Raw genomic sequence first — 21,530 nt, forward strand, 5'->3', positions numbered from 1 at the left:
TTCGTTCGCACTCGGCCTATCGGCATACGTCGCCGTAGCGGTCTGGAGATCCGCGCGCGGAGGCGCCGGCCGTTCCGCCGCACCTGCCCGGGGCGGCGGCGACCACACAGCCATGGGCCATCCGAGCGACGGGCGGCACCGGAGACGTGTGATGCGCCGGCTTCCGACTCGCGCCGCCGGACGGTGTCCAAGCTGTGCGTCGGCGGCGATGGACGGCTCGGATTGGGCACGCCAACATGGCGTACACGCTGACCATTGACACGCACCGGTCCACCGGTCGCGACCAGCGCGCCGCGTAGAAGGTGGCAGGGCTCATCTTCGGCGAGCCTGCCGACCAGGACGACGGCGAGGACCCGCCGGCGGTCGCGGCCACCTCGCTGACCGGCGCCTAACGGCCCGTTGGTTACGTCCACATGCGAAACGCCCCCTCAGAGGATCTCTGAGGGGGCGTTTCCTTTGTAGCGGGGACAGGATTTGAACCTGCGACCTCTGGGTTATGAGCCCAGCGAGCTACCGAGCTGCTCCACCCCGCGTCGGCTTGTATAGGTTAGCGCACCCTCGTCCCGACTTCCAAATCATGAGGCGGCCCCGTGGCCTGGGTCACCCGCAAGCCGGATCAAGACCGAACCGGCACCCGGGAGCGCCTCACCCGCCGACCGGGTCAGCGCCACCACCCGAGTGTGAAAAGGCCGGGCGGGGCTGCACTCGGCAGCCCCGCCCGGCCCGGGAACCGTTCGGGTCAGCCCGACGGGGCGACGCTGACCGTCGGCGTGGCGCCCGGGGACGTGGAGGCGCCCGGGGAGGCCGAGGTGCTCGGGGACGCGGACGGCGACGCCGTGGTGCCGGCCGCCCTCACCGCCTCCTCGTAGCGGGCGATCGCGTCCTGCAGGGCCTTGAGGGCCTTGCCGTAGGCCTCGAAGTCACCCGACTGCTGGGCGGCCTTGAGGTCGGCGATCGCCTTGTTCAACGCCGCGATCGCCTCCTGGACCGCGGGTGTGGACGGACCGCCCGGCGCCGGGTTCGACGGCTGCGGGTTGCCCTCCGTCGACGGGACCGGTGCCTGGCCGGTCACCTGTTTGACCAGCTGTTCCAGGCCGAGCGTCAGGTTGTCGGCGTAGGCCATGTACTTCGGGCCATAGGCGACCAGCACCTTCTGCAGCTGCGGGTACGCCTTGTCGTTCTTGGTCCGCAGGTAGATCGGCTCGACGTACAGCATGCCATCGGCGACCGGTAGCGAGAGCAGGTTGCCGTAGATCACGTCAGAGTTGCTGGACGCGAACTGCGTCAGGTCTCTTCGCGCGTCGGCGATGGCGGTCATGCTGCTGTGGGTCTGGTTGGGACCCTGGATGGCCGTGTTGGGCGGCAGCTCCAGGACCTCGAACCGCGGTTTTCCGTCGACGTACGACGCGGACATGAGCGCGGCCAGGTTGCCCCGCTTCTGCGGCGCCATCGCGGCGGTGAGCTGGAACCGGGCGGTCTCCTGGTTCGGCAGCTTGGCCACGATGTAATACGGCGGCTGGTCGGCCGACGGGTTGGCCGGGTCCTTCGGGACCTCCCAGAAGTCCTGGCCCGAGAAGAAGCCCTCCGGCGAGGTCACATGGAAGCGGCTGAGCAGGTCGCGCTGGACCTTGAACTGGTCCTCCGGGTAGCGGAGGTGGTCCATCAGCTCCTTGGAGATCGCCGAGCGCGGCTGGACGAGCTTGCCGCCGAACGCCTTGTTCCACGTCTTGAGCACCGGGTCGGACTCGTCGAACGCGTAGAGCTTCACCTCACCGGTGTAGGCGTCGACCGTCGCCTTGACCGAGTTCCTGAGGTACGTGACGTCCTGCCGCGGCTCGGGGAAGAGCCGGCCGCTCGTGGAGGAGTCCTGGATCGCGGTGTTCCAGTCGATCCGCTGGGCGTAGGGGTAGGTCGCCGACGTGGTGTAGCCGTCGATGATCCACTGGACCTTGCCGTCGACGACCGCCGGATAGGGGTCGGAGTCGAGGGTCAGGAACGGCGCCACCTTGCGCACCCGGGACTCGGGGTCGCGGATGTACAGCACCTTGGAGTTGTCGTTGAGCACGCCCGACAGCAGGAAGTTGGTCTCCCGGAAGTACGCGGCGTAGAGCAGCCGGCGCCCGAAGGAGCCGACCTTCACGCCGCCGCTGCCCTCGTACGTCGAGTACTGGTCCTGGCCACCGGCCGGGCGGTCGAACTCGGAGTTGCGGTCGTTGGGGTTGGCCCGGCCGACGATCGCGTAGACGTCGCCCATCTGCTCGCCGTAGTAGATCTGCGGCTGCTTGACCGGGATGAGGTCGGTGTCCGAAGCGCACTTCTGGCCGGCCTCCTCCGCGGGCTTGTCCTGCTCGCTGAGGAAGCCCGAGACGTAGAACGGCTGGCCGCTGCAGACCACCTGGTTGGCCGGCGCCGCCACGAACCCGTAGCCGTGGGTGTAGACGCTGTGCCGGTTCTGCCAGTTGTTCTGCTGGAGCTGGTCGTAGCGGATCTCGCGCACGCCGACGACGTAGTCCTGGGTCTTGCCGTCGACGGTGTAGCGGTCGATGTCGAGCTTCGGGTTGAACTCGTAGAAGCCGCGCACCTGCTGCTGCTGGGTGTAGGTCTCGCCGACGACGTTGGGGTCGAGGAGCCGGATGTTGGTGACCGTCTCGTCGGTGCCGGCCGTCAGGGTGGCCGGGGGGTTCTGGTTCTGGGCCTTGTACTCCTTGACCTCGACGCCGTTGAGCCCGTAGGCGTCTCTGGTCGCCTTGATCGCGCGGTCGAAGTACACCTGCTCCTTCTGCAGCTGGCTCGGCTTGACGGTGAACGACTGCACCGCCGCCGGGTAGATGCCGCCGACCGCGACCGCGGAGAGCGCGAGCAGCCCCAGCGCGAGGCCCGGCCAGACCAGGTTGCGCATGAAGGCGTTGGAGAAGACGAGGATCGCGATCGCCACCACGATCGAGATCCAGGCGAGGATCTCCTTGGCCGGCAGCAGCGCGTTGATGTTGGTGTAGCCGGCGCCGTAGAGGTCCTGTGTGGGGAACTTGTCCAGCAGCAGGCCCCGCCGGTCGAGGAAGTACGCCGCGGCCTTGAGCAGCACGAACGCCGCCACCAGCGCGGTCAGGTGGGCCCGGGCGGCGGCCGTCATGCGCTCGCCGGCGCCCTGCAGGCGCACCCCGCCGAACAGGTAGTGCAGCGCCAGGGCGCCCAGCAGTGAGAAGACGATCGTCGTGAACGCCACGCCCAGCAGGTACCGCCAGAAGGGGTACTCGAAGACGTAGAACGAAAGGTCGACGTTGAACTGCGGGTCGGTCTGGTTGAAGGGGGTGCTGTTGCTGAACAGCATCCACTCCTGCCAGTGGCCCTGCGCCGACAGGCCGGAGAACAGGCCGATCAGCCCGGCGACCAGCACGATCCAGCCGGTCATGTGCGGCAGCAGGAACAGCCGGTAGCGGTCCAGTGCGTGCTGCTCCGCGGAGTGCGGCCGCAGCAGCGGCCGGGTGCGGTAGGCGAGGTAGAGGTTGGCGGCGATGACCAGACCGACGGCCACGCCGAAGATCAGGAACATCCAGAGACGGGTCGTGAGTACCCCGCTGAAGACCTGGGTGTACTTGACCTCGGAGAACCAGAGGTAGTCGGCCCACGCCCCGACGACGCGGTCGAACACGGTGAACAACAGGAAGACGACGACCAGGACGGCGATCGTGACTCGTCCACGACGGCTCACCCTGGTCATCGGGTTGCGCATTACCACGGTCGGCTCCGCCCGTTCGCGTATGGAAACTCGTTCAGCGTAGTCATCAGCTACACAGCGTTGGTGTCCGACCGGCCCGGATCTGCTCGAGCGCGGTCAGCGCGTCGTCCAGTGTGGTCACCTTGACCAGCGGCAACCCGGACTGCGGGTTGTCCATGGCCTCGGCGCAGTTGGCCGCGGGGGTCAGAAAGAACTTGGCCTTGGCCGCCTTCGCGGCGACCAGCTTCTGGGGGATGCCGCCGATCGGGCCGACGTTGCCCTCCTCGTCGATCGTGCCGGTGCCGGCGATGATGTAGCCGCCGGTCAGGTCCTCGGTCTTGATCGTGTCGATGATGCCGAGCGTGAACATCAGCCCGGCCGACGGGCCGCCGATCTTGTCGAGCTGGATGCTCAGCTCGAACGGGTGCGGCTGCTTCGCCTCGACGACGACGCCCAGGCGCGGGTTGCCGTCGTCGCCCTTCTTCGTCGTCAGGCTGACCGTCTTCGTCTCGGTGCCGCGCTTGAACTCGATCTGCCGGGGCGTGTCGGCCGGCTTGGCCCGGACCAGCTCGGTGAGCTTGGCGACCGACGTCACGGCGGTGCCGTCGATCGCGGTGATCACGTCGTTCTTCTGCAACTGCCCGGCCGCCGGGTATCCCTCGGTGACCTCGCCGACCGTGACCTGCACCGGATAGCCCAGCTCCTTCAGCGCGACGGTCTCGGCCGAGGTCTGCGACTCCTGGAAGTCGCGGGCATTGTCGTCCTGGACCTGCTGCTCGCTGCGGTCGGGCGGGTAGATCAGCTCGCGCGGGACCACCGCCCGGTCGTCCTTGAACCAGCCGATCATGGCGTCGAACAGGGTCAGGTCCGGCTGGACCGACACCGTCGTCATCCGCAGCTCACCGGCCGATTTGGTCACCGGCACACCGCTCACGTTGATGATCGGCTTGCCGTCCGGCTTGCCGGTGTCCGTGCCCAGCGTGTTGTAGGTCGGCCCGGGGCCCATCTCGACATAGGGCACCTTGACCACGGTCGCCTGCCAGGACAGCACCAACAACAACAGCGCCCCGAACAACACGGTGAGGCCACGACGTCTCATGGCGGCGAGCCTAGCGCTCCCGTCCGACAAGAACCGGAAGCGAGTACCGTTGTGGAATGCCCGCAGACATCCCGTTCGGCTTCGGTCCGCCCGGCGGCGACGTGCCGGATCCCAACGATCCGCGCCAGATGCAGCAGTTCCTGAGCCAGCTGCAGCAGCTGTTCGCCACGCCCGGCGGCGGCCCGGTCAACTGGGATCTGGCTCGTCAGCTGGCACAGGCGCACCTTACCGGGGGCGGCCCGGCCGCGGCGCAGTTCCCGGTCGGCTTCGCCATGCCCGGCGCCCCGATGCCGGCGCCCGAGGCCGCGGCCGACGCGCCCAAGCCGGTCGGCGACCCCCCGGTGACCGCGGTCGAGCGCGCCGCCGTCATCGAGGCGCTGCGCCTGGCCGACCTGTGGCTGGAGCCGGAGTCCGCCCTGCCGTCGGGTGTGCGGTCGACCACGGCCTGGAGCCGCGGCGAGTGGCTCAACCAGACCCTGCCCATCTGGAAGAAGCTGTGCGACCCGGTCGCCGCCCGGATGGTCTCCGCCATGACCGAGCTGGTGCCCGAGGAGATGCGCGCCCAGATGGGCCCGATGACCTCGATGGTCGCCTCGCTCGGCGGCGCGCTGCTCGGCGGGCAGCTCGGCACCGCGCTCGGCTCCCTCGCCGCCGAGGTGCTCTCGGCCGGCGACATCGGCCTGCCGCTCGGCCCTGCGGGCACGGCGGCGCTGGTCCCGGCCAACATCGCCGAATACGGCAAGGGCCTGGAGATCCCCGACGACCAGGTCCGCCTCTACGTCGCCCTGCGCGAGGCCGCCCACCAGCGCCTCTTCGGTCACGTGCCGTGGCTGCGCGGCCACGTCTTCGCCGCCGTCGAGGCCTACGCCGCCGGGATCCACGTCGACCGCGAGGCGATCGAGGAGGCGATGAGCCGGATCGACCCGTCGACGCTCGGCAGCGACCCGCAGGAGCTCGTCCTGGAGGGCATCTTCACGCCCGAGGACACGCCCCAGCAGCGCGCCGCGCTGGCCCGCCTGGAGACCGCGCTCGCGCTGGTCGAGGGCTGGGTCTGCCACGTCGTCGACCGGGCCGCCGGCGACCGCCTGCCGGACGTCGTCCGCCTCTCCGAGGCCTTCCGCCGCCGCCGTGCGGCCGGCGGACCGGCCGAGCAGACCTTCGCCGCGCTGGTCGGCCTGGAGCTGCGCCCGCGCCGCCTGCGCGAGGCCACGGCGCTGTGGAACGCACTGACCGAGCACCGCGGCATCAGCGGCCGGGACGCCCTCTGGGGCCACCCCGACCTGCTGCCCGACGAGGAGGCGTTCGCCGACCCCGACCTGTTCGCCCGCACCCAGCTCGACCTGGGCGACCTCGGGTTCAGCGAGGAGTTCGGCAAGGACGACGAGACCGGCAAGGACGAGAGCTAGGGCCTAGGTCAGCAGCGCGCGGGTGGCGTCCCAGCCGTCCAGGCCCAGGTCCAGCCGGCGCAGGTCCTCGGGGCCGCGCAGCCGGTGCCAGCCCGGGGCCGACACGACCTGGCTCGGGTCCGGGCTCGGGCGGCGGGCCGCCGCCACGTCGCCGACCTCGGCGTCGAGGTCGGGCAGCCACTCGGGCACCGGCAGGCGGGCGGCCACGGCCAGGATGCCGCCCGAGTGCGAGGGCGCCACGGCCACGGTCTTCGACGACAGCGGTCTGATCAGCTTGCCGATGAGCATGGCCGGGAGGTCGGGCGCATCCGCCAGTACCACCACCGCTCGATCATGACCGTCGGCCTCCGCCGCCCGCAGTGCCGCGCGGATGCTCGGGGTGCCGACCGGGTAGATCCGGGTCGACGGCCAGGCGATCTTGGCCGCCAGCGCCAGGTCGGCCTCCACGGCGGCGATCGCCGGCTGGATCTGTGGCAGCGGCGCGAGCAGGTCGACCACGTCCTCGGCCAGCGCGGAGCGCCAGGTCTCGAGGTCCACGCCCGGGGGCGACCAGGTCACCGGGGCGAGCAGGGTCACGACCGCCGCGACGGTCATTCCGTGATCCCGAGACCGGCCGCAGCTGACACCCCCTCAAGATACCCTCGCGCCCGCTCGGACTTCGGATAGCGGGCCACGAGCGCCCAGAACGCGCTGCTGTGACTCGGGATCACCAGGTGTGACAGCTCGTGCAGCAGGACGTAGTCGATGACCCAGTCGGGCATCTCCTGAACGCGGTGCGAAATCCGGATGGTACCGTCTGCCGGCGTGCAAGATCCCCAGCGCCCGTTCTGGTTCTGCACCCAGCGCACGCTGGTCGGCCGGGACGCCGCGGGGTGATCGGGCAGGTAGCGGGCCGCCAGCCGGTGCGCGCGGGCGGTCAGCTCGGCGTCGGTGCGGCGAGCGCGTTGCTCGCGGACGGCGAGACGCTCCAGCATCCGATCGACCCACTCGCGCTCTTCCGCTCTGGAGAACTGCGCGGGGATCAGCACGACGACCCGCTCACCGTCGCGGTAGGCAGACACCGTGCGTCGGCGGCGCTTGCTGCGCCGCACCTCGATGACCGGCTTTCGCGTCATGCCGGCCCCTCAGGGGTACCGCTCACGGAGGAACGCTAGCTGGGAGCGGCCATGCCTTCGCAAGGCCCAATCTCGCGGAGCGCGCCCGTAAGTCACCCATTCGTGGCAGCTCGCCGGAAAGATTCCACCGGTTGTCCGGCCTGCTGACGGCCACTCGGAGCATTTCATCCACGGCTACCCACAGGGTTGCCCACACAGTTATCCCCAGCCTGTGCATAGTGTGTAGCGTGCGGTTGGAGGAAGATCTTCCGATTACGCTCGGCGTGTCCCGTCTAACCGCACTTTCCCCGAGTGTCCGACAAGGCACACTCACCACGTTGGCCTAGCTGGTCAGCACCGGTGCGCGCCGCGTGCGCCGGACCGAGATGAGGAGGGCATCGTGGCCGAGACATACAACGGCTACTGCGTCAAGTGCAAGGAGAAGCGGGACTTCGAGGGCGAGATAGCGATTTCGAAAACCGGCATGAAGATGGCGAAGGGCGCCTGCCCGGTCTGCGGCACGACGGTCAACCGGATCCTCGGCAAGGCCTGACCCGGCGCAGGCGTCCCGGGACTGCCCGCGCCGGGACAACAGCAGCCGAAAGCCCCGCCGAGTAGGGGCCACTCACACCATCGGCACGCGCGCCGCCCCCCGCCCGGCGCGTGAGCCCCGACGTCGTCGCGCGCACAACTGCCCGCGTGGTTTGCGGCCTTCGCGCAGTTCGCTGTGGATAACTCGGCGGCAAGCTGTGGATAACACCGGCCGACGGTGGACACTCCTGTGGATAACCACCGCGGCCGGTGCCCACGCTCTGCCAGCCTTACCCGCATGCGACCGACGCTTCTGCCCAACCTGCGGCGCCTCTGGCGCGACGAGCGCACGGTCCAGCTGGGCACCGACCCGGCCACCGCGATCATCCTCGAGCTGCGCCGCCCCGAGCTGGCCCGCGTCCTCGACCTGCTCGACGGCTCGCACACCGAGCACGCCGTGCTCGACGCCGCCGAGGCGCTCGGGCTCGGCCGCCAGGACGCGCGCGACCTGATCGGCGCCCTGCACGACACCGGCCTGGTGGTCGGCGCCCACGCCCTCGTCCCGGTCGGCCTGCCGCGGCGGACGCACCGGCGGCTCAGCATCGAGGCGGCCGCGATCGGCCTGCGGATGCGCGCCGAGCCCGGGCCCGGCCGGCGCAGCCCCGCCGACGTACTGCGGCGGCGCCACGCGGCAAAGGTCGTGGTGGCGGGCGACGGGCCGCTGGTTGCTCCGCTGGCCGCCGTGCTGGCCGCGGCCGGGGTCGGGCACGTCGACCCGGCCGTGGACGGGCTCACCGGCCCGCCGGACGTCCTGGTGGGCGGGCTGAGCAGCGCCGACGTCGACTCGTCGCGGGCCATCGCCACCGCCACGGCGATCGTGCGGTTCGCTCCGGACGCGGAGGTTTCAGCGGTACGGGCTGATGCGGTCGACTTCGTCGTGCGCGTCGGCGATCGGCAGCCACCGGCGCTGGCGCGCCGGGGTGTGCGGCTGCACGCGCTGCCCCGGCTGGACGTCACCGTGCGCCTCGGCACCGTCCTCGTCGGCCCGCTGGTCCGCCCGGCCGCCTCGCCCTGCCAGGGCTGCCTCGACCTGCACCGGCTCGACCGCGACCCGGCCTGGCCCGCGCTGGCCGCCCAGCTGGCCACGACGCCGATCCGCGACGGGGAGCCGTGCGCCTCGACCACGGCACTCGCCGGCGCCGCATTCGCTGCCGACGAGGTGCTGTCGTACCTCGACGGAGCGGCCGCGCGGACCGAGGCGGCCATCGTCGAGATACCCCGGGCAGGCGAGTTCCGGCGCCGGGAATGGGGCGCACATCCACGCTGTGACTGCCGTCGCCGTCGTCGGAGCGCTCCGACCGGGTAAGAATGACGTGTGACCGAGATCCCCAGGGGCGCAGTCGCCCGCACCGCACGGCTGGCGTCTTTGCCCCTCGGGCTCGCCGGGCGGGCTGCGCTCGGCCTCGGCAAGCGCGTCACCGGCATGGCCGCCGACGTCGTTTCCGCCGATGTCCAGCGACGCACCGCCGAGCACCTGTTCAGCGTCCTCGGCCAGCTCAAGGGCGGCGCGATGAAGATGGGGCAGGCGCTGTCCGTCTTCGAGGCCGCACTGCCGGAGGAGCTCGCCGGGCCCTACCGGGCCGCCCTCACCAAGCTCCAGGAGGCCGCGCCGCCGCTGCCGGCCGCCAGCGTGCACAAGGTGCTCGCCGAGTCGCTGGGCGCCGACTGGCGCGACCGGTTCGCCGAGTTCGACGACAAGCCGGCCGCCGCGGCGAGCATCGGCCAGGTGCACCGCGGGGTCTGGGCCGATGGGCGCCAGGTGGCCGTCAAGGTGCAGTACCCCGGGGCCGGCGAGGCGCTGCGCTCCGACCTCAACCAGCTCGCCCGGTTCGCCGGCCTGTTCAAGGCCGTCCAGCCCGGCCTCGACGTGAAGCCGCTGGTGCAGGAGATCCGGGACCGGGTCACCGAGGAGCTCGACTACGAGCTGGAGGCCCGCTCGCAGATGGCGTTCGCGGCGGCGTTCGCCGACGACCCCGACATCTTCGTGCCCGAGGTCCTCGCTTCCTCCCCGCGCGTCCTGGTGACCGAGTGGGTCGACGGCACCCCGCTGTCGACGATCATCGCCTCGGGCACCGAGGAGGAGCGCGACCACGCCGGCGAGCGGATGGCGCTGCTCCACTTCTCCGCACCGGCGCGCGCCGAGATGCTGCACGCCGACCCACATCCGGGAAACTTTCGCATCCTGGCCGACGGCCGCCTCGGCGTCCTCGACTTCGGCGCCGTCGCCCGGCTGCCCGGCGGCCACCCGGAGGTGATCGGCCGGCTCACCCGGCTGGCGCTGGCCGGCGACGCCCAGGCGGTCATGGAGGGCCTACAGGGCGAGGGGTTCATCAAGGGCGATCCGAAGATCGACGCCGAGGCGGTGCTCGCGTACATCAGGCCGATGCTCGACCCGCTCGCCGAGGACGAGTTCCGGTTCAGCCGGGCCTGGCTGCGCGCCGAGGCGGGGCGGTTGGCCAACCCGAAGAGCCCGGCCTACACGATGAGCCGCCAGCTCAACCTCCCGCCGTCGTACATGCTGACGCACCGGGTCACGCTCGGCTCGATCGGCGTTCTGTGCCAACTGGAGGCCAAGGCGCCGTACCGGGCCATCCTCGAGCGCTGGCTCCCCGGGTTCGCGGAGCCGGAGCCGGAGCCCGAGGTGGGCGAGGCGGTCCCGCGGGCGGTCGTGAAGCGGGCGACGAAGTCGACCCGCCGCCGCAAGACGGCCGAGGACGCCGCGTAGCCACGACAAGCCGCACCCGCCCGCCACCCGCCTAACTCACACCCCCACCCACCGCCCGGTTGCCTCCCACCGCCCAGTTGCCGCTGGCCGCTCGGTTGCCTCCCGCCGCCCAGGTCGCCGCCCACTCCACCCGCGCCGCCCGCTCCAGGCGCCGCCGATTTTGGAATTGTGGTCCCGGCTATGTCGGGAATAGCCATATAAGTCCGGGGCCACAACTCCAAGATCGCGGAGCGAGAGAGCAGCGCGGACGCGGAGCTCCATGGGCGAGGCGGCGCCGCGGTGCGAGAGACGCGAAGGGTCGTGGGCATGGAAAAGCCCTCCCCGGCCGAAGCCGGGGAGGGCGGACACCATCAGCGCAGGCTCAGCTGCCGCTCCTGCTCGCGACGGGCGCGCATGGCGATCTGACGGGCGGACGAGTGAGCCTCAGCGTGCTGTACCGACTGAGGCCGACGCATTCGTGCGCGTGATAGTGCTTCGTGGAGAAGTTGCAAGGACATGACGAAACTCCTGGGTCGGTTGGTGCGAACGTCGGTGGACGGTTGAGCGAGACGGAGCCGGGTCGGCTGCGGATTCCGCAGACCTCGGCTGGCCGGCAACAGATGTGCGTTCATGTCAGGCCGCCACCCCCGCGGCAACCGCCGCGGCACGAGCAGCAACTTCGACCCGCAGGACGGCGTCGCGCGCGACGTCCTCCTTGCGCGGACGACCCCGCGGACGCTTCCGCGGCACCACGGCACCGCGCTCGAAGATCTCGCCACCCCAGACACCCCAGGGCTCGGCGCGCTCGATCGCGCCGGCCAGGCACTCGACACGGAGCGGGCACTCCACGCAGAGCGACTTGGCCAGCTCGAGCTCGGCCGGCGAGTCGGCGAACCACAGGTCCGGGTCGAAGGTACGGCAGGGCAGGTCGGACTTGACGCCTCGCGCAGCGACACGGAGGCGCTCGTCAGCGGTCGACTCAACACGCACGTCGATCGATGCCAAAGCCAGGCTCATCCCGGTCACCCCTTTCTGTTTGTCGATCGTTTGGTGTGATCGTCGGTACAAAATCAATGAGGCCGCGGATCCCGGTGTCGGGTTCCGCGGCCTCGAGGTGAGCCGGAGAGTCGGTCTTTTAGACCGGCCTGCCTCGAGGTGGTATGCCGCGGACTCCGCCATTGGGCTTCGGAGCCGTCATGTCGTGCTTAGCGGTGAACCCACTGGTCCCCTGAACCTGGATCCCACGCCGGTCGAGCTGAATGACCTGCTGCAGCTGGTCCGCAGCCGGGCGCTCAGCGCCGACTCTGCCGTCGCCGACCAGTCCGTCGATCCGGCGCGCCCCGCCAACCCGGACCGACTCGGTAGCCAGCGCCTCGACGGACGCCGGAACCAGGACGGAAACGGAGGTGAGAACAGCCGGGACCGCGGCCGGAGCCGGGACGACCGCCGCAACCGGGGCCTGCGCGACGGCGACGCCGCCAAGGGCAGACTCCTGCCACGGAGCGAGAACTGACGGCGGCGAGACGCGGCGGGCCGGCAAGGCCGGCGGCATGCAGGCAGCGAACGTCGCCGATGGGCGCTCGTTGGTTAGATAGAACGTCACCGGGACTCACCGCCTCTCTACGCTCGCCAGCTGTCGACCGCCGGTCTTCCGGCGTCGTGTTCGCAGGCTATGCCGTCCCGCGACGGTAGGGCAATCGAATTATCGGAGAAAGTCCTTGTCACTTTTCAGTCATCGACGCGCGCAAGATCCTCTACGGTTGCGCCGCTGACCAGAGCCAGGACGTCGTCGCCGTAGAGGCCCAGCTTGCGGGGGCCGATGCCGGCGATGACGGCCAGCTCCTCGCGCCGCCCGGGGCGCCGCTCGGCGATCGCCGCGAGGGTGACGTCGGTGAAGATCACGAATGGCGGAACGCGCTGGACCTGGGCCAGCCGGGCCCGCCAGGCGACGAGCCGGCCGAGCAGCTCCTCGTCGAGGTCGGACGGGCAGGATGCGCACCGGCCGAGCTTGCGGTCGACGCCGTTGATGAGCCCGGTGCCGCAGATCCGGCAGGACACCGCCATCACCCGCTTGACCCGGCCGGCGACGGCGCCCTTCGGCAAAGGTGCGGCGCGGGTGGGCTCGGCCGACGGGAGAAACCGGCTGGCCCGGCGGGCGCGGCCGCCCGGGCTGCGGGCCGACGCATACGACAGCCAGAGCGTGTGCCGGGCGCGGGTGATCCCGACGTACAGCAGGCGCCGCTCCTCCTCGACGGCGTCGGCCGAGCGCGCGTGGATCACCGGCAGCATGCCCTCGGTCAGCCCGACGAGGAACACCGCGTCCCACTCCAGGCCCTTGGCCGAGTGCAGGGACGAGAGCGTGACCCCGTCGACGGTCGGCACGTGCTGGAGCGTCGCGCGCCGCGACAGCTCGTCGTTGAACTCCTCCAGGCTGCGATCCGGCATGCCCTCGGCGAGCGCCACGAGCGCGGCGACGGCCTCCCAGCGCTCCCGCAGCGCGCCGCCGGCCGGCGCCTCGCCGGGCCGCCACCCCATGGCCTCCAGCGCCTGCACGACGACCTCCGGCAGCGTCTCCCCCGCCGGCGGCGTCCGGGTCGCGGCGCGGAGCACGATCATCGCCTGGCGAACCTCGGCCCGCTCGAAGAAGCGGTCGGCACCGTGCACCACATACGGCACGCCCGCCTCGGCGAGGGCCTCCTGGTACACCTCGGACTGGGCGTTGATGCGGAACAGCACCGCGATCTCGCGCGCCGGCGTGCCGCCCGCGATCAGCTCGGCGCAGCGCGCCGCCACCGCCGCGGCCTCCTCCGGCTCGTCGGCGAAGACCCGGGTGGCCGGCTCGGGGCCGGCGGGCCGCTGGCCGACCAGCTCCAGCCGCAGCCGGGCCAGGTCGCCGCGGGCCCGCGAGATGACCGAGTTGGCCAGGCCGACGACCTGCGGGGTCGAACGGTAGTCGCGGATCAGCCGGACGACCCGCGCGTCGGGATGGCGGCGCTTGAAGCCCACGAGGTAGGTCGCGCTGGCACCGGTGAACGAGTAGATCGTCTGGCTCGCGTCGCCGACCACCGTCAGGTCCTCGCGGCCGCCCAGCCAGGCGTCGAGCAGGCGCTGCTGCATCGGGTTGACGTCCTGATACTCGTCGACGACGAAGTGCCGGTACTGCGAGCGGATCTGCTCGGCGACGTCGGCGTGCTCCTCCAGCGCCCAGATGGCGGCCCGGATCATGTCCTCGAAGTCGATGACGCCCTGGGCCCGCTTGATCCGCTCGTAGTGCGCGTAGACCTGGCCGACCCGGCCGACCTCGAACGGCGGCTCGCGCATGGCCTTGCCGGCCGCGGCCGCATAGTCGTCGGGCTCGACGAGCGACGCCTTGGCCCACTCGATCTCGCCGGCGAGGTCGCGGGCGCCGGTGCCGTCGATCTTCAGGCCGGCCCGGGTGGCGGCCAGCCCGACCAGCCGCGCCTTGCTCTCCAGCAGCTCGGGCATCTCGCGGCCGTCGAACAGCCGCTGGGCGAAGTAGCGCACCTGGCGCAGCGCCGCCGAGTGGAACGTGCGCGCCTGGACCCCGTCGGCACCGAGCTGGCGGAGCCGGGCCCGCATCTCGGCGGCGGCCCGGGCGGTGAACGTGACGGCGAGGATGTGCTGGGCCCGGACCTCGCCGGCCCGGACGCGGTGCGCGATGCGGTGGGTGATCGCCCGGGTCTTGCCGGTGCCGGCGCCGGCCAGGATGCACAGCGGACCCGCGGGCGCGGTCACCGCCGCCGCCTGCTCCGGATCCAGTCCCGTCAAGATGTCTGAGGAATCCACCACAACTAGGCATCATCTCAGCCGGGTATGACGTTATGGCGAGCGCTACTTCGTGCCTCGATCCGCCGGGAGGGAACACACCTCATGATCACCATGTACTCGACGAGCTGGTGCGGCTACTGCCACCGCCTCAAGTCGCAGCTGGACCGCGAAGGTATCCAGTACCAGGTCGTCGACATCGAGCGGGACCCGGCGGCGGCGACGTACGTCGAGAGCGTCAACGGCGGCAACCAGACCGTCCCGACCGTGAAGTTCGAGGACGGCACCGCCCTGACCAACCCGACGATCAAGCAGGTGAAGTCCAAGCTGGAGAGCGCGCTCAGTAGCTGACCCTTCACGAAGCGGCGTCAAGTCGCTACCGTGTGACTCCAGGGAAACCTGGGGAGGCCGCCACCATGCGGGTAGCGCGCGACTTCGCCGTTCGCGGCCCGGTGCCGTATCACGCGCCCGAAAGGCCGCGCGTCGCGGACCCGGACCGCCGTCGGCAGATCGCCGACTACCTCGCCGGTGGCGCCACGATCGGCCACGGCTCAGGCCCCGCGGTGCTGCACACCGACGGGGTCTGGCTGTGGCCGGAGCGCTTCGTCGAGGAGATCCTCGAGCACGGCCTCGCGCCGGAGCCGGACCTCGTCGACCAGATGCAGGCCCGCGCGTTCCGGGCGCCCGCCCCGGCGCAGGACGAGCGCCTGGCCGCGGAGGCCCTGGCCGCCTGGCGGTCGGGCCCGCCCGCGCCGCCGCGCCTTTTGATCACGTACTTCGTGCGCCTCGACGAGGACTCCTCCCCCGACGCCCCCGTGTCACTGCTGCGCCGGACGGTCACGCCGGACGGGCGCATGGCCGAGGAGGCCCTGTGGCGGGACATGGCCTGGCACCCGACCTACGCCCTGTCCAGCCCGAAGATCGACTACGACATCCGCGAGGCGAGCCCGGCGCAGGCCGCCCGCGTACTCGACGCCTGGTGCGCCAAGTGGCACGCGGAGCAGGTCAGGCGCCGAGCCACGACGTGATGAGGTAGTGCGCGATCGACGCCGGGAACGGCAGGCCGAAGTCGTGCGACGACCCGTCGAGCACCGCGGCGATCTCGCTGCGGGTGAACCAGCGGGCCTCCAGGATCTCCTCCTGGTCGACCTGGATGTCCGCGCCGACCGGGGCCGTCGCGTGGAAGCCCAGCATCAGCGAGCCCGGGAAGGGCCAGGGCTGACTCGACGAGTACCGCACCTCGGTGACCCGCACGCCGACCTCTTCGAGCACCTCGCGCGCGACCGCCATCTCGGCCGACTCGCCCGGCTCGACGAACCCGGCGAGGGTCGAGTACCGCCGGACGCTGCCGACGTTCGCCCACTGCGCGTTGCTGCCGAGCAGGCAGCGCCCGTCGGGCCCGGCCACGCCGTCGTGCACGAGCATGATCACGGCGGGGTCGGTGCGCGGCCAGAGCGTCTCGGCGCCGTCCTCGGTCTGCCGCACCCAACCACCCTGGGCCGGCACCGTCAGCTTGCCGCTGAGCGGGCTGTACGGGTGCCGGGAGTGCCAGTTGGCCAGCGCCACCCCGGTGATGAACAGCCCGGCGGACAGGTCGGCCAGCGAGTGGCCGACCTGCCGCAGGTTGACCCGGCGGGTGCCGGGCGGGGCCGTCACGTCGGCGGCCACGGCGAAGTACACCGTGCCGTCCGGCTCCTCGCCGAGGAAGAACCGCTCGCCCGGCGGCGCCTCGTCGGGGCCGACGAGGACCAGCTCTGGCGGGTCGTCGCCGCGGACGAGCACGTGCCCGTCGTCGACGACCACCACGCGGGCGCGCAGCCACGCCTTGGCGAGCCACTCCTCGTCGAGGCGGCGGCGGGCCGCCCGGTCCAGCGTGCCGCGCGCGAGCGGCGGCCCTTCCGGCGAGCTCATGCGACCTCCGCTCCGCTCCGGCCGCACGAGTCTGAGGCTGAGCCCATGATGAGCGGCCTCCTCCGCTTCGCTCCGGAACCGCTCATCCCCGGATCACGGCCGTGAGCGCGCTCAGTGGCTTCTCGATCTGCTCGGCGTCGCCGAGGACCACGGCGGCGGCCTTCGCCGGCGCGAGATACTCCGCGGCGGCCGCGGCCACGTCCTCCCGGGTCGCCTTGGCCAGCCGGGCCGCGTGCTCGGCGAGGTAGTCGAGCCGCAGCCCGAAGCCCGCGTAGGTGGAGACCAGCCCGGCCAGGCCGGCCTGGGTCGACATGCCGAGCTGGAGGGTGCCCAGCGCGTACTGCCGGGCCTGCTCCAGCTCGTCCTCCTTGGGCGGGAGGCTGGCCAGCCGGCCGAGTTCGTAGAGCGTCTCGAGCAGCGCCGGGCCGGTCACCTCGGTCGCCACCTCGGCCGCGACCACCAGGGCCGAACCGGCGACGGCGTGCTCCACGAGCGAGTGGGGGCCATAGGTGTACCCCTTGTCCTCGCGGATGTTCTCGACCCAGCGCGACGAGAAGTAGCCGCCGAAGACGAGGTTGGCCAGCTGCAGCGCCGCGTGGTCCGGGTGCTGCCGGGTGACCGCCGGCAGCGCGATGCGCAGCGACGACTGCACCGAGCCGGGCCGGTCGACCAGGGTCAGCGGCCCGGGCGCCAGGGCCGGGACCGTCGGCAGTTCGATCCCGACGCCGTTGCCGTCCCACTTGGCGAGCATCTTCTCGGCGGCGGCGATCGCCTTCTCCGGCGTGATGTCGCCGACGATGACGAGCGTGGCGCCGGCCGGGTGGAGCCGCTCGCCGTGCAGCGTGCGCAGGCCGGTCGGGGTGACCGCCTCCACCTGCTCCGGCGTGGGGGTCTGGACGGCGTAGGGGTGCTTGCCGTACATCCGCTTCAGCAGGGCCACCCGCGCGAGGTGGCTCGGCTGGCTCTGCGCCACCCGGATCCGGTCGACGAGCCGCGCCCGCTCCGTGGCGACCTCGTCGTTCGGGTAGCTGGCGTCGGTGAGCACCTCGGCGAGGATGTCGAGCAGCCGCTCCAGGCCGCCGACGAGAGCGTTGCCCGAGATGAGCAGCCGGTCGGGGTCGGCGCCCGCGGAGAGCCCGCCGCCGACCTTCTGCAGCTCGGCGGCGATGTCCACGGTCGACATGGTCGACGTGCCGGACAGCACGGTCTGGGTGAGCATGGCCGCCTTGGCCAGGTTCGCCTTGGCGAAGGGCACCCGCAGCCGTACCTCGACCAGCGGCACCGACGTGCGCCGCAGCGCGATCACGGTCAGCCCGTTGGGCAGCGTCTGCTCGACGATCTTCGGCAGCTTCAGCGGGCGGTTGGGCCCGAGCACCGGCAGGGTCCGCTGGGGAAGCGGGGTTTCGACAGTGGTCACTTGGCTCCTCCGGCGATGACCTCGACCGCGGCGCGGCGGGACGGGACCAGCTGCGCGGCCGCGGCGACGATCTCGTCCTCGGTGACCTCGCCGATCAGCGTGTGCAGCTGGTTGAGCAACTCCGGCTCGCCCCGCTGCTGCTCCAGGACGGCCATCTGCAGCGCCCGGCCGAGCACCGCGTCGGTGTCGCGCAGTAGGTGGGTGGCCATGCGGGCCTGCGTGCGGCTCAGCTCGTCGGCCGCGAGGCCGTCGGAGGCGATGCGGGCGCACTCCTCCTCGACCGTGCGCAGCACCTTGTCGATGTCGCCGCCCGGAGGCAGGTGCGCCTGGAGGATGAGGGCGGTGGGGTCGCGCACCGCGAACGGCTCGCCCATGAAGCCGACATAGCCGCCGACGCTCGTCACCGACCGGTCGCGCAGCACGAGCCGCTCGACCAGCCGCGAGGCGTCGCCGTCGGTGAGCACCTCAGCCAGTACCACATATGGCAGATAGCCACGGAGATCGTTGATCGGATCCGGCACCCGCCAGGCGGCGGCGACGGCCGGCAGGGGCGCCAGCCGGTCCTCGTAGGACGACCGCCGCTCCGCGGTGAGGTCGGGCTCGGCGAAGTCGGGCCGCACCGGGGCGGGCCGGGCCGGCACGTCGCCGAAGTGCCGCTCGATCAGCGCCGTCGCCGTCGCGACGTCGAAGTCGCCGGAGACCGCCAGCACGGCGCTGCCGCAGGCGTAGTAGCGGTCGAAGAAGTCGGCGGCGTCCGCGACGGTCGCCGACTCCAGGTCGTCGAACGAGCCGTAGCCGTCGTGCGCGTTGGGGAACGTGTCGAACATGACCGGGGGCAGGCGCAGCCAGGGGAACCCGCCGTACGGCCGGTTGAGCACGTTGACCCGGATCTCCTCCTTGACCACGTCGACCTGGTTGCGCAGGTTCTCCTCGGTCAGCCGGGGCGCGCGCATGCGGTCGGCCTCCAGGAAGAGAGCCCGCTCCAGCGCGTTCGACGGCAGCGTCTCGAAGTAGTCGGTGTAGTCGAAGTGGGTCGATCCGTTGAACGTGCCGCCGGAGCCCTGCACGTAGCGGAAGTGGGCCAGCTTCTCCAGGCTCTCCGAGCCCTGGAACATCAGGTGCTCGAACAGGTGGGCGAAGCCGGTCCGGCCTTGCGGCTCGGATCTGATGCCGACGTCGTACACCACGGCGACGCCGACGACCGGCGCGGCGCGGTCGGGCGTCAGCACCACCCGCAGGCCGTTGGGCAGGGTGAGGCGCTCGACGGGATACTTGGAGGCCGGAATTCGCACGGCGGGACTACGACGAGGCACGCTCCGAATCTATCCCGTCCGTCGAGGAAACCCGGATTCGACGTTCGGCCCGCACCGCATTCGCCACAAGAACGCCGAGCACCACGATCAGCGGGAGGCCCAGCAGCCACCCGTACGGCTCCCGCGAGCGGGGCCCCCGGGGCGTGGCCGGTGCGGCCTGGGCGGTCGCGCTCGGCCCCGCGCTCGCCTGCCCGTTCGGGGTGGCGCTCGGGCTCGGCGCCGGCACCGGCAGGCTCTTGGTCAGGGCCGGCACGAGGTCGAGGCGGCCCTGCCCGTAGTCCCGGTCCAGGCCCTTCTCGCCCGCGTCCGCCGCGGTCAGCGTCATCCGGCGGACGATGTCGGGGGCCTTCAGCGCCGGGTACGCCGAGCGGAGCAGCGCGACCGCCCCGGCGAGCAGGCCGGGCGAGGCGTTGCCGTCGTCGACGCGGTAGCCGCCGCCGCTGTTGGTGGTCATGATCTGGTCGCCGGGCACGCCGAAGCCCAGGCGCCGGCCGCTGGTGGACTGCACCCGGACGTCACCCGCACGAGACAGTGGTACCGCGGCCAGCACGCCGTCGTAGCCGGCCGGGAACGGCTCGAAGTCCTGGCCGGGCTGGTTGCCGTCGGCGGCGATCACGATCGCGTCGCTCTCCTGGGCGCCGCGCACGGCCTGCATGAGCCGCTCACTGCCTCCCACGGAGTACCCCACAACGATGATCTTGATGCCGCGGCTCACCGCGAGGTCGATGCCGTCCGCCAGCTGGTCGGGCGTCACGGCGCCCGTCGGGTCGGGGCTGGCCGGCGAGCCGATCACCACCGGCAGGATCCGTGCGCCCGGGGCGATCCCGATGACGCCGGCGCCGTGCTCGTCGCCGGTGCGCTCGTCCTTGTGGCCCTGGCCGGCGACCAGGCCGGCGAGCGCGGTGCCGTGGCCGTTCTGGTCGACGCCGCTCGCGCCCGGGCTCTCGGTGACGAACACCGGGTCGAGCACCGCGCCGACCAGGTCGGGGTGGCTGCGGTCGACGCCCGTGTCGACGATCGCGACGGTGGTCCCGTCGCCACGGCTCTTCTGGTTGGCCTCGGCCACCTTGAGGTACCGCAGATGCCACTGATCGTCACGAATGACGTCAGCGTGCGCGGACCCGGCGGTGCCGAGCGCGACACCGATCCCCACGGCCACCGCTAAGGCCACCGGCTGCTTCATGCGCGATAGCGTGCCGGATCGACGCAAGCAACGCCACTTACAGAGGTCGGACGCTTTCTGTGACCTCATCGGCGACCGTGTCGAACTGACGGTGCGTGTCGGGGATGGATACGTAGAGGATCGCGGCCTCGACCTTGCCGACGTCGATCAGCGCGATCGAGACCAGCTCGCTGCGGGCCTTGAGCCCCGGCTGGGAGAAGTGCAGCCGGAACTTGATCAGCCGGGCCGGCCGGCCGCCGAGCTCCAGGTCGCGGGCCTCGATGTCCTCGCGCTGGTTGCTGTCGGGGTAGAAGCTCACCCGCACGTCGGCGGCGATCTGGTCGCCGATGCACTTCAGGTCGAGCACCAGCCCGTCGTTGACCGCGGCGGGGACGTGCCCCGACAGGATCGTGGCGTGGTAGTCCGAGCCGTTGCCGTCGTAGTTGGGCTCGGTGACGAAGTGCTGGCCCACCCGGTAGGTCACCTTGAGCTCGCCCCGGTCGACCCAGGCCGCGTCCCACGGCGACCAGGGATCCCCGTACTTCTTGTACGAGATGCCCGCCTCTTCGTCGGCCGTGCGCGGCCCGGCCGGCACGTCGGGCACCCCCTGGTTGGGCCGCTCGGGCGGAATGCTGGGCGGCGGGCAGCGCCGGGCCAGCTCGGGCCGGGTGTCGCTGGGCCCCTTGGGCCGATCGCCGAACAGCCCCCCGGGCGTCGTGGCGTTGTTGGTCATGACCGACGCGAGCACGATCACGAGCCCGATGACCACGACGAGGATCGCGCCGCCGCCGAGCCACTTCATGATCTTCTTGTTGCGTTTGATCGGGTCGTCGTCGTCATCCGGCCCGCCGACGATCACGTCGGGCGGCGGCCCGATCGGCGGCACCCCCAGCCCGGACACCCGACCGGACTCATAACCGGCCGCCGCGCGCGGCTGCGCCGCCGGCCGTTGAACGGCCGGCGCGGGGCGAGGCGGCTCGACCACCACCTGGGTGTCGGGCTCCGCCCACGGCGAACTGTGCTCGGTCATCTCCCCGCAAGTGTCGCAGCCCGACGCCCGGGTTGCCAAAGATGCCCCGCGGGTGGTGACAGGCCTAGGGCTGCGGTTGCTGTGAGGGCGTGTGCAGCTGGGTGATCTGCGGATACCTGGGCTCGTCGGCAGCTGCCACCGGCCCGATGACAATGAGCGCGACGGTCAGCACTCCGGCGGTCGCGACGCCGACGACTAAGGCGACCTCTCGCATCTGCGATCCCTGCATCGTGCGGACTCCCCCTCGCATGCCCCCCTTGACAGCTTCGGCGACAATGCGGTCCCCGCGACAGCAACGTGTC

General features: G+C 71.6%; 18 protein-coding genes and 1 tRNA gene. 6 read left to right on the top strand and 13 right to left on the bottom strand.

What is annotated here, in order from left to right:
- Nucleotides 1-459: 459 nt before the first annotated feature.
- From ABZS66_RS33430 to ABZS66_RS33440, 3 genes are all read right to left on the bottom strand, one after another.
- Nucleotides 460-533: transfer RNA gene (locus ABZS66_RS33430), tRNA-Met, on the bottom strand.
- A 206-nt stretch (nucleotides 534-739) separates the two neighbouring features.
- Nucleotides 740-3,730, bottom strand: coding sequence for a UPF0182 family protein (locus tag ABZS66_RS33435; protein ID WP_354764800.1), 2,991 nt, complete (start codon nucleotides 3,728-3,730; stop codon nucleotides 740-742).
- Nucleotides 3,731-3,782: 52 nt separating this feature from the next.
- Nucleotides 3,783-4,814 carry a PDZ domain-containing protein gene (locus ABZS66_RS33440; RefSeq protein ID WP_354764738.1) on the bottom strand — a complete coding sequence of 344 codons (1,032 nt, stop codon included), beginning with the start codon at nucleotides 4,812-4,814 and terminating at the stop codon, nucleotides 3,783-3,785.
- Between the two features lie 56 nt (nucleotides 4,815-4,870).
- Between ABZS66_RS33440 and ABZS66_RS33445 the strand changes: the two genes are divergently transcribed.
- A complete protein-coding gene (locus ABZS66_RS33445; protein ID WP_354764740.1) occupies nucleotides 4,871-6,220 on the top strand; it encodes a zinc-dependent metalloprotease in 1,350 nt (449 codons plus the stop codon).
- A 3-nt stretch (nucleotides 6,221-6,223) separates the two neighbouring features.
- Here ABZS66_RS33445 and ABZS66_RS33450 read toward each other — a convergent pair whose 3' ends face one another.
- Nucleotides 6,224-6,814, bottom strand: coding sequence for a hypothetical protein (locus ABZS66_RS33450; RefSeq protein ID WP_354764741.1), 591 nt, complete (start codon nucleotides 6,812-6,814; stop codon nucleotides 6,224-6,226).
- Entirely contained in the window at nucleotides 6,811-7,335 is a 525-nt protein-coding gene (locus ABZS66_RS33455; RefSeq protein ID WP_354764742.1) for a M48 family metallopeptidase, read from the bottom strand. Before ABZS66_RS33455 ends, ABZS66_RS33450 begins: the two co-directional genes overlap by 4 nt.
- A 379-nt stretch (nucleotides 7,336-7,714) precedes the next feature.
- On the opposite strand from ABZS66_RS33455, the gene ABZS66_RS33460 reads away from it, so the two are divergent.
- From ABZS66_RS33460 to ABZS66_RS33470, 3 genes are all read left to right on the top strand, one after another.
- A complete protein-coding gene (locus ABZS66_RS33460; RefSeq protein WP_190251171.1) occupies nucleotides 7,715-7,867 on the top strand; it encodes a DUF5679 domain-containing protein in 153 nt (50 codons plus the stop codon).
- A gap of 276 nt (nucleotides 7,868-8,143) precedes the next feature.
- Nucleotides 8,144-9,211, top strand: a complete 1,068-nt coding sequence (locus tag ABZS66_RS33465; protein ID WP_354764745.1) for a hypothetical protein — start codon at nucleotides 8,144-8,146, stop codon at nucleotides 9,209-9,211.
- Nucleotides 9,212-9,220: 9 nt separating this feature from the next.
- Nucleotides 9,221-10,630: an AarF/ABC1/UbiB kinase family protein gene (locus ABZS66_RS33470; RefSeq protein ID WP_354764747.1), complete on the top strand. Its 1,410-nt coding sequence runs from the start codon at nucleotides 9,221-9,223 to the stop codon at nucleotides 10,628-10,630.
- A 612-nt stretch (nucleotides 10,631-11,242) separates the two neighbouring features.
- Here ABZS66_RS33470 and ABZS66_RS33475 read toward each other — a convergent pair.
- Entirely contained in the window at nucleotides 11,243-11,626 is a 384-nt protein-coding gene (locus ABZS66_RS33475) for a WhiB family transcriptional regulator (RefSeq protein WP_354764749.1), read from the bottom strand.
- Nucleotides 11,627-12,337: 711 nt separating this feature from the next.
- The gene (locus ABZS66_RS33480; RefSeq protein WP_354764802.1) at nucleotides 12,338-14,401 is read right to left on the bottom strand and encodes an ATP-dependent DNA helicase UvrD2; all 2,064 of its coding nucleotides are present in this window, start codon (nucleotides 14,399-14,401) and stop codon (nucleotides 12,338-12,340) included.
- Between the two features lie 99 nt (nucleotides 14,402-14,500).
- Between ABZS66_RS33480 and ABZS66_RS33485 the strand changes: the two genes are divergently transcribed.
- Together ABZS66_RS33485 and ABZS66_RS33490 are read left to right on the top strand one after the other, a co-directional pair.
- Nucleotides 14,501-14,746 carry a mycoredoxin gene (locus tag ABZS66_RS33485; RefSeq protein ID WP_354764751.1) on the top strand — a complete coding sequence of 82 codons (246 nt, stop codon included), beginning with the start codon at nucleotides 14,501-14,503 and terminating at the stop codon, nucleotides 14,744-14,746.
- A gap of 65 nt (nucleotides 14,747-14,811) precedes the next feature.
- Entirely contained in the window at nucleotides 14,812-15,423 is a 612-nt protein-coding gene (locus tag ABZS66_RS33490) for a hypothetical protein (RefSeq protein ID WP_354764753.1), read from the top strand.
- On the opposite strand, the gene nudC is transcribed toward ABZS66_RS33490, so the two are convergent.
- The 6 genes from nudC to ABZS66_RS33520 all read right to left on the bottom strand — a co-directional run bounded on the left by nudC (nucleotide 15,401) and on the right by ABZS66_RS33520 (nucleotide 21,442).
- A complete protein-coding gene (gene nudC / locus ABZS66_RS33495; RefSeq protein WP_354764754.1) occupies nucleotides 15,401-16,306 on the bottom strand; it encodes an NAD(+) diphosphatase in 906 nt (301 codons plus the stop codon). The genes ABZS66_RS33490 and nudC overlap by 23 nt on opposite strands.
- Before the next feature lie 82 nt (nucleotides 16,307-16,388).
- Nucleotides 16,389-17,723, bottom strand: a complete 1,335-nt coding sequence (locus tag ABZS66_RS33500; RefSeq protein WP_354764756.1) for a pitrilysin family protein — start codon at nucleotides 17,721-17,723, stop codon at nucleotides 16,389-16,391.
- Complete coding sequence (locus ABZS66_RS33505; RefSeq protein ID WP_354764758.1) at nucleotides 17,720-19,015, bottom strand: pitrilysin family protein; 1,296 nt, start codon at nucleotides 19,013-19,015, stop codon at nucleotides 17,720-17,722. The genes ABZS66_RS33500 and ABZS66_RS33505 overlap by 4 nt, the downstream gene beginning before the upstream one ends.
- 7 nt (nucleotides 19,016-19,022) lie before the next feature.
- A complete protein-coding gene (locus tag ABZS66_RS33510) occupies nucleotides 19,023-20,219 on the bottom strand; it encodes a S8 family serine peptidase (RefSeq protein WP_354764760.1) in 1,197 nt (398 codons plus the stop codon).
- 37 nt (nucleotides 20,220-20,256) lie between these two features.
- Nucleotides 20,257-21,228 (bottom strand): hypothetical protein, encoded by a 972-nt coding sequence (locus ABZS66_RS33515; RefSeq protein WP_354764762.1) that lies wholly within the window; start codon nucleotides 21,226-21,228, stop codon nucleotides 20,257-20,259.
- Nucleotides 21,229-21,292: 64 nt separating this feature from the next.
- A complete protein-coding gene (locus ABZS66_RS33520; protein ID WP_354764764.1) occupies nucleotides 21,293-21,442 on the bottom strand; it encodes a hypothetical protein in 150 nt (49 codons plus the stop codon).
- Between the last annotated feature and the right edge of the window lie 88 nt (nucleotides 21,443-21,530).

The sequence above is a fragment of the Dactylosporangium sp. NPDC005572 genome (assembly GCF_040605515.1).
Taxonomy (GTDB): domain Bacteria; phylum Actinomycetota; class Actinomycetes; order Mycobacteriales; family Micromonosporaceae; genus Dactylosporangium.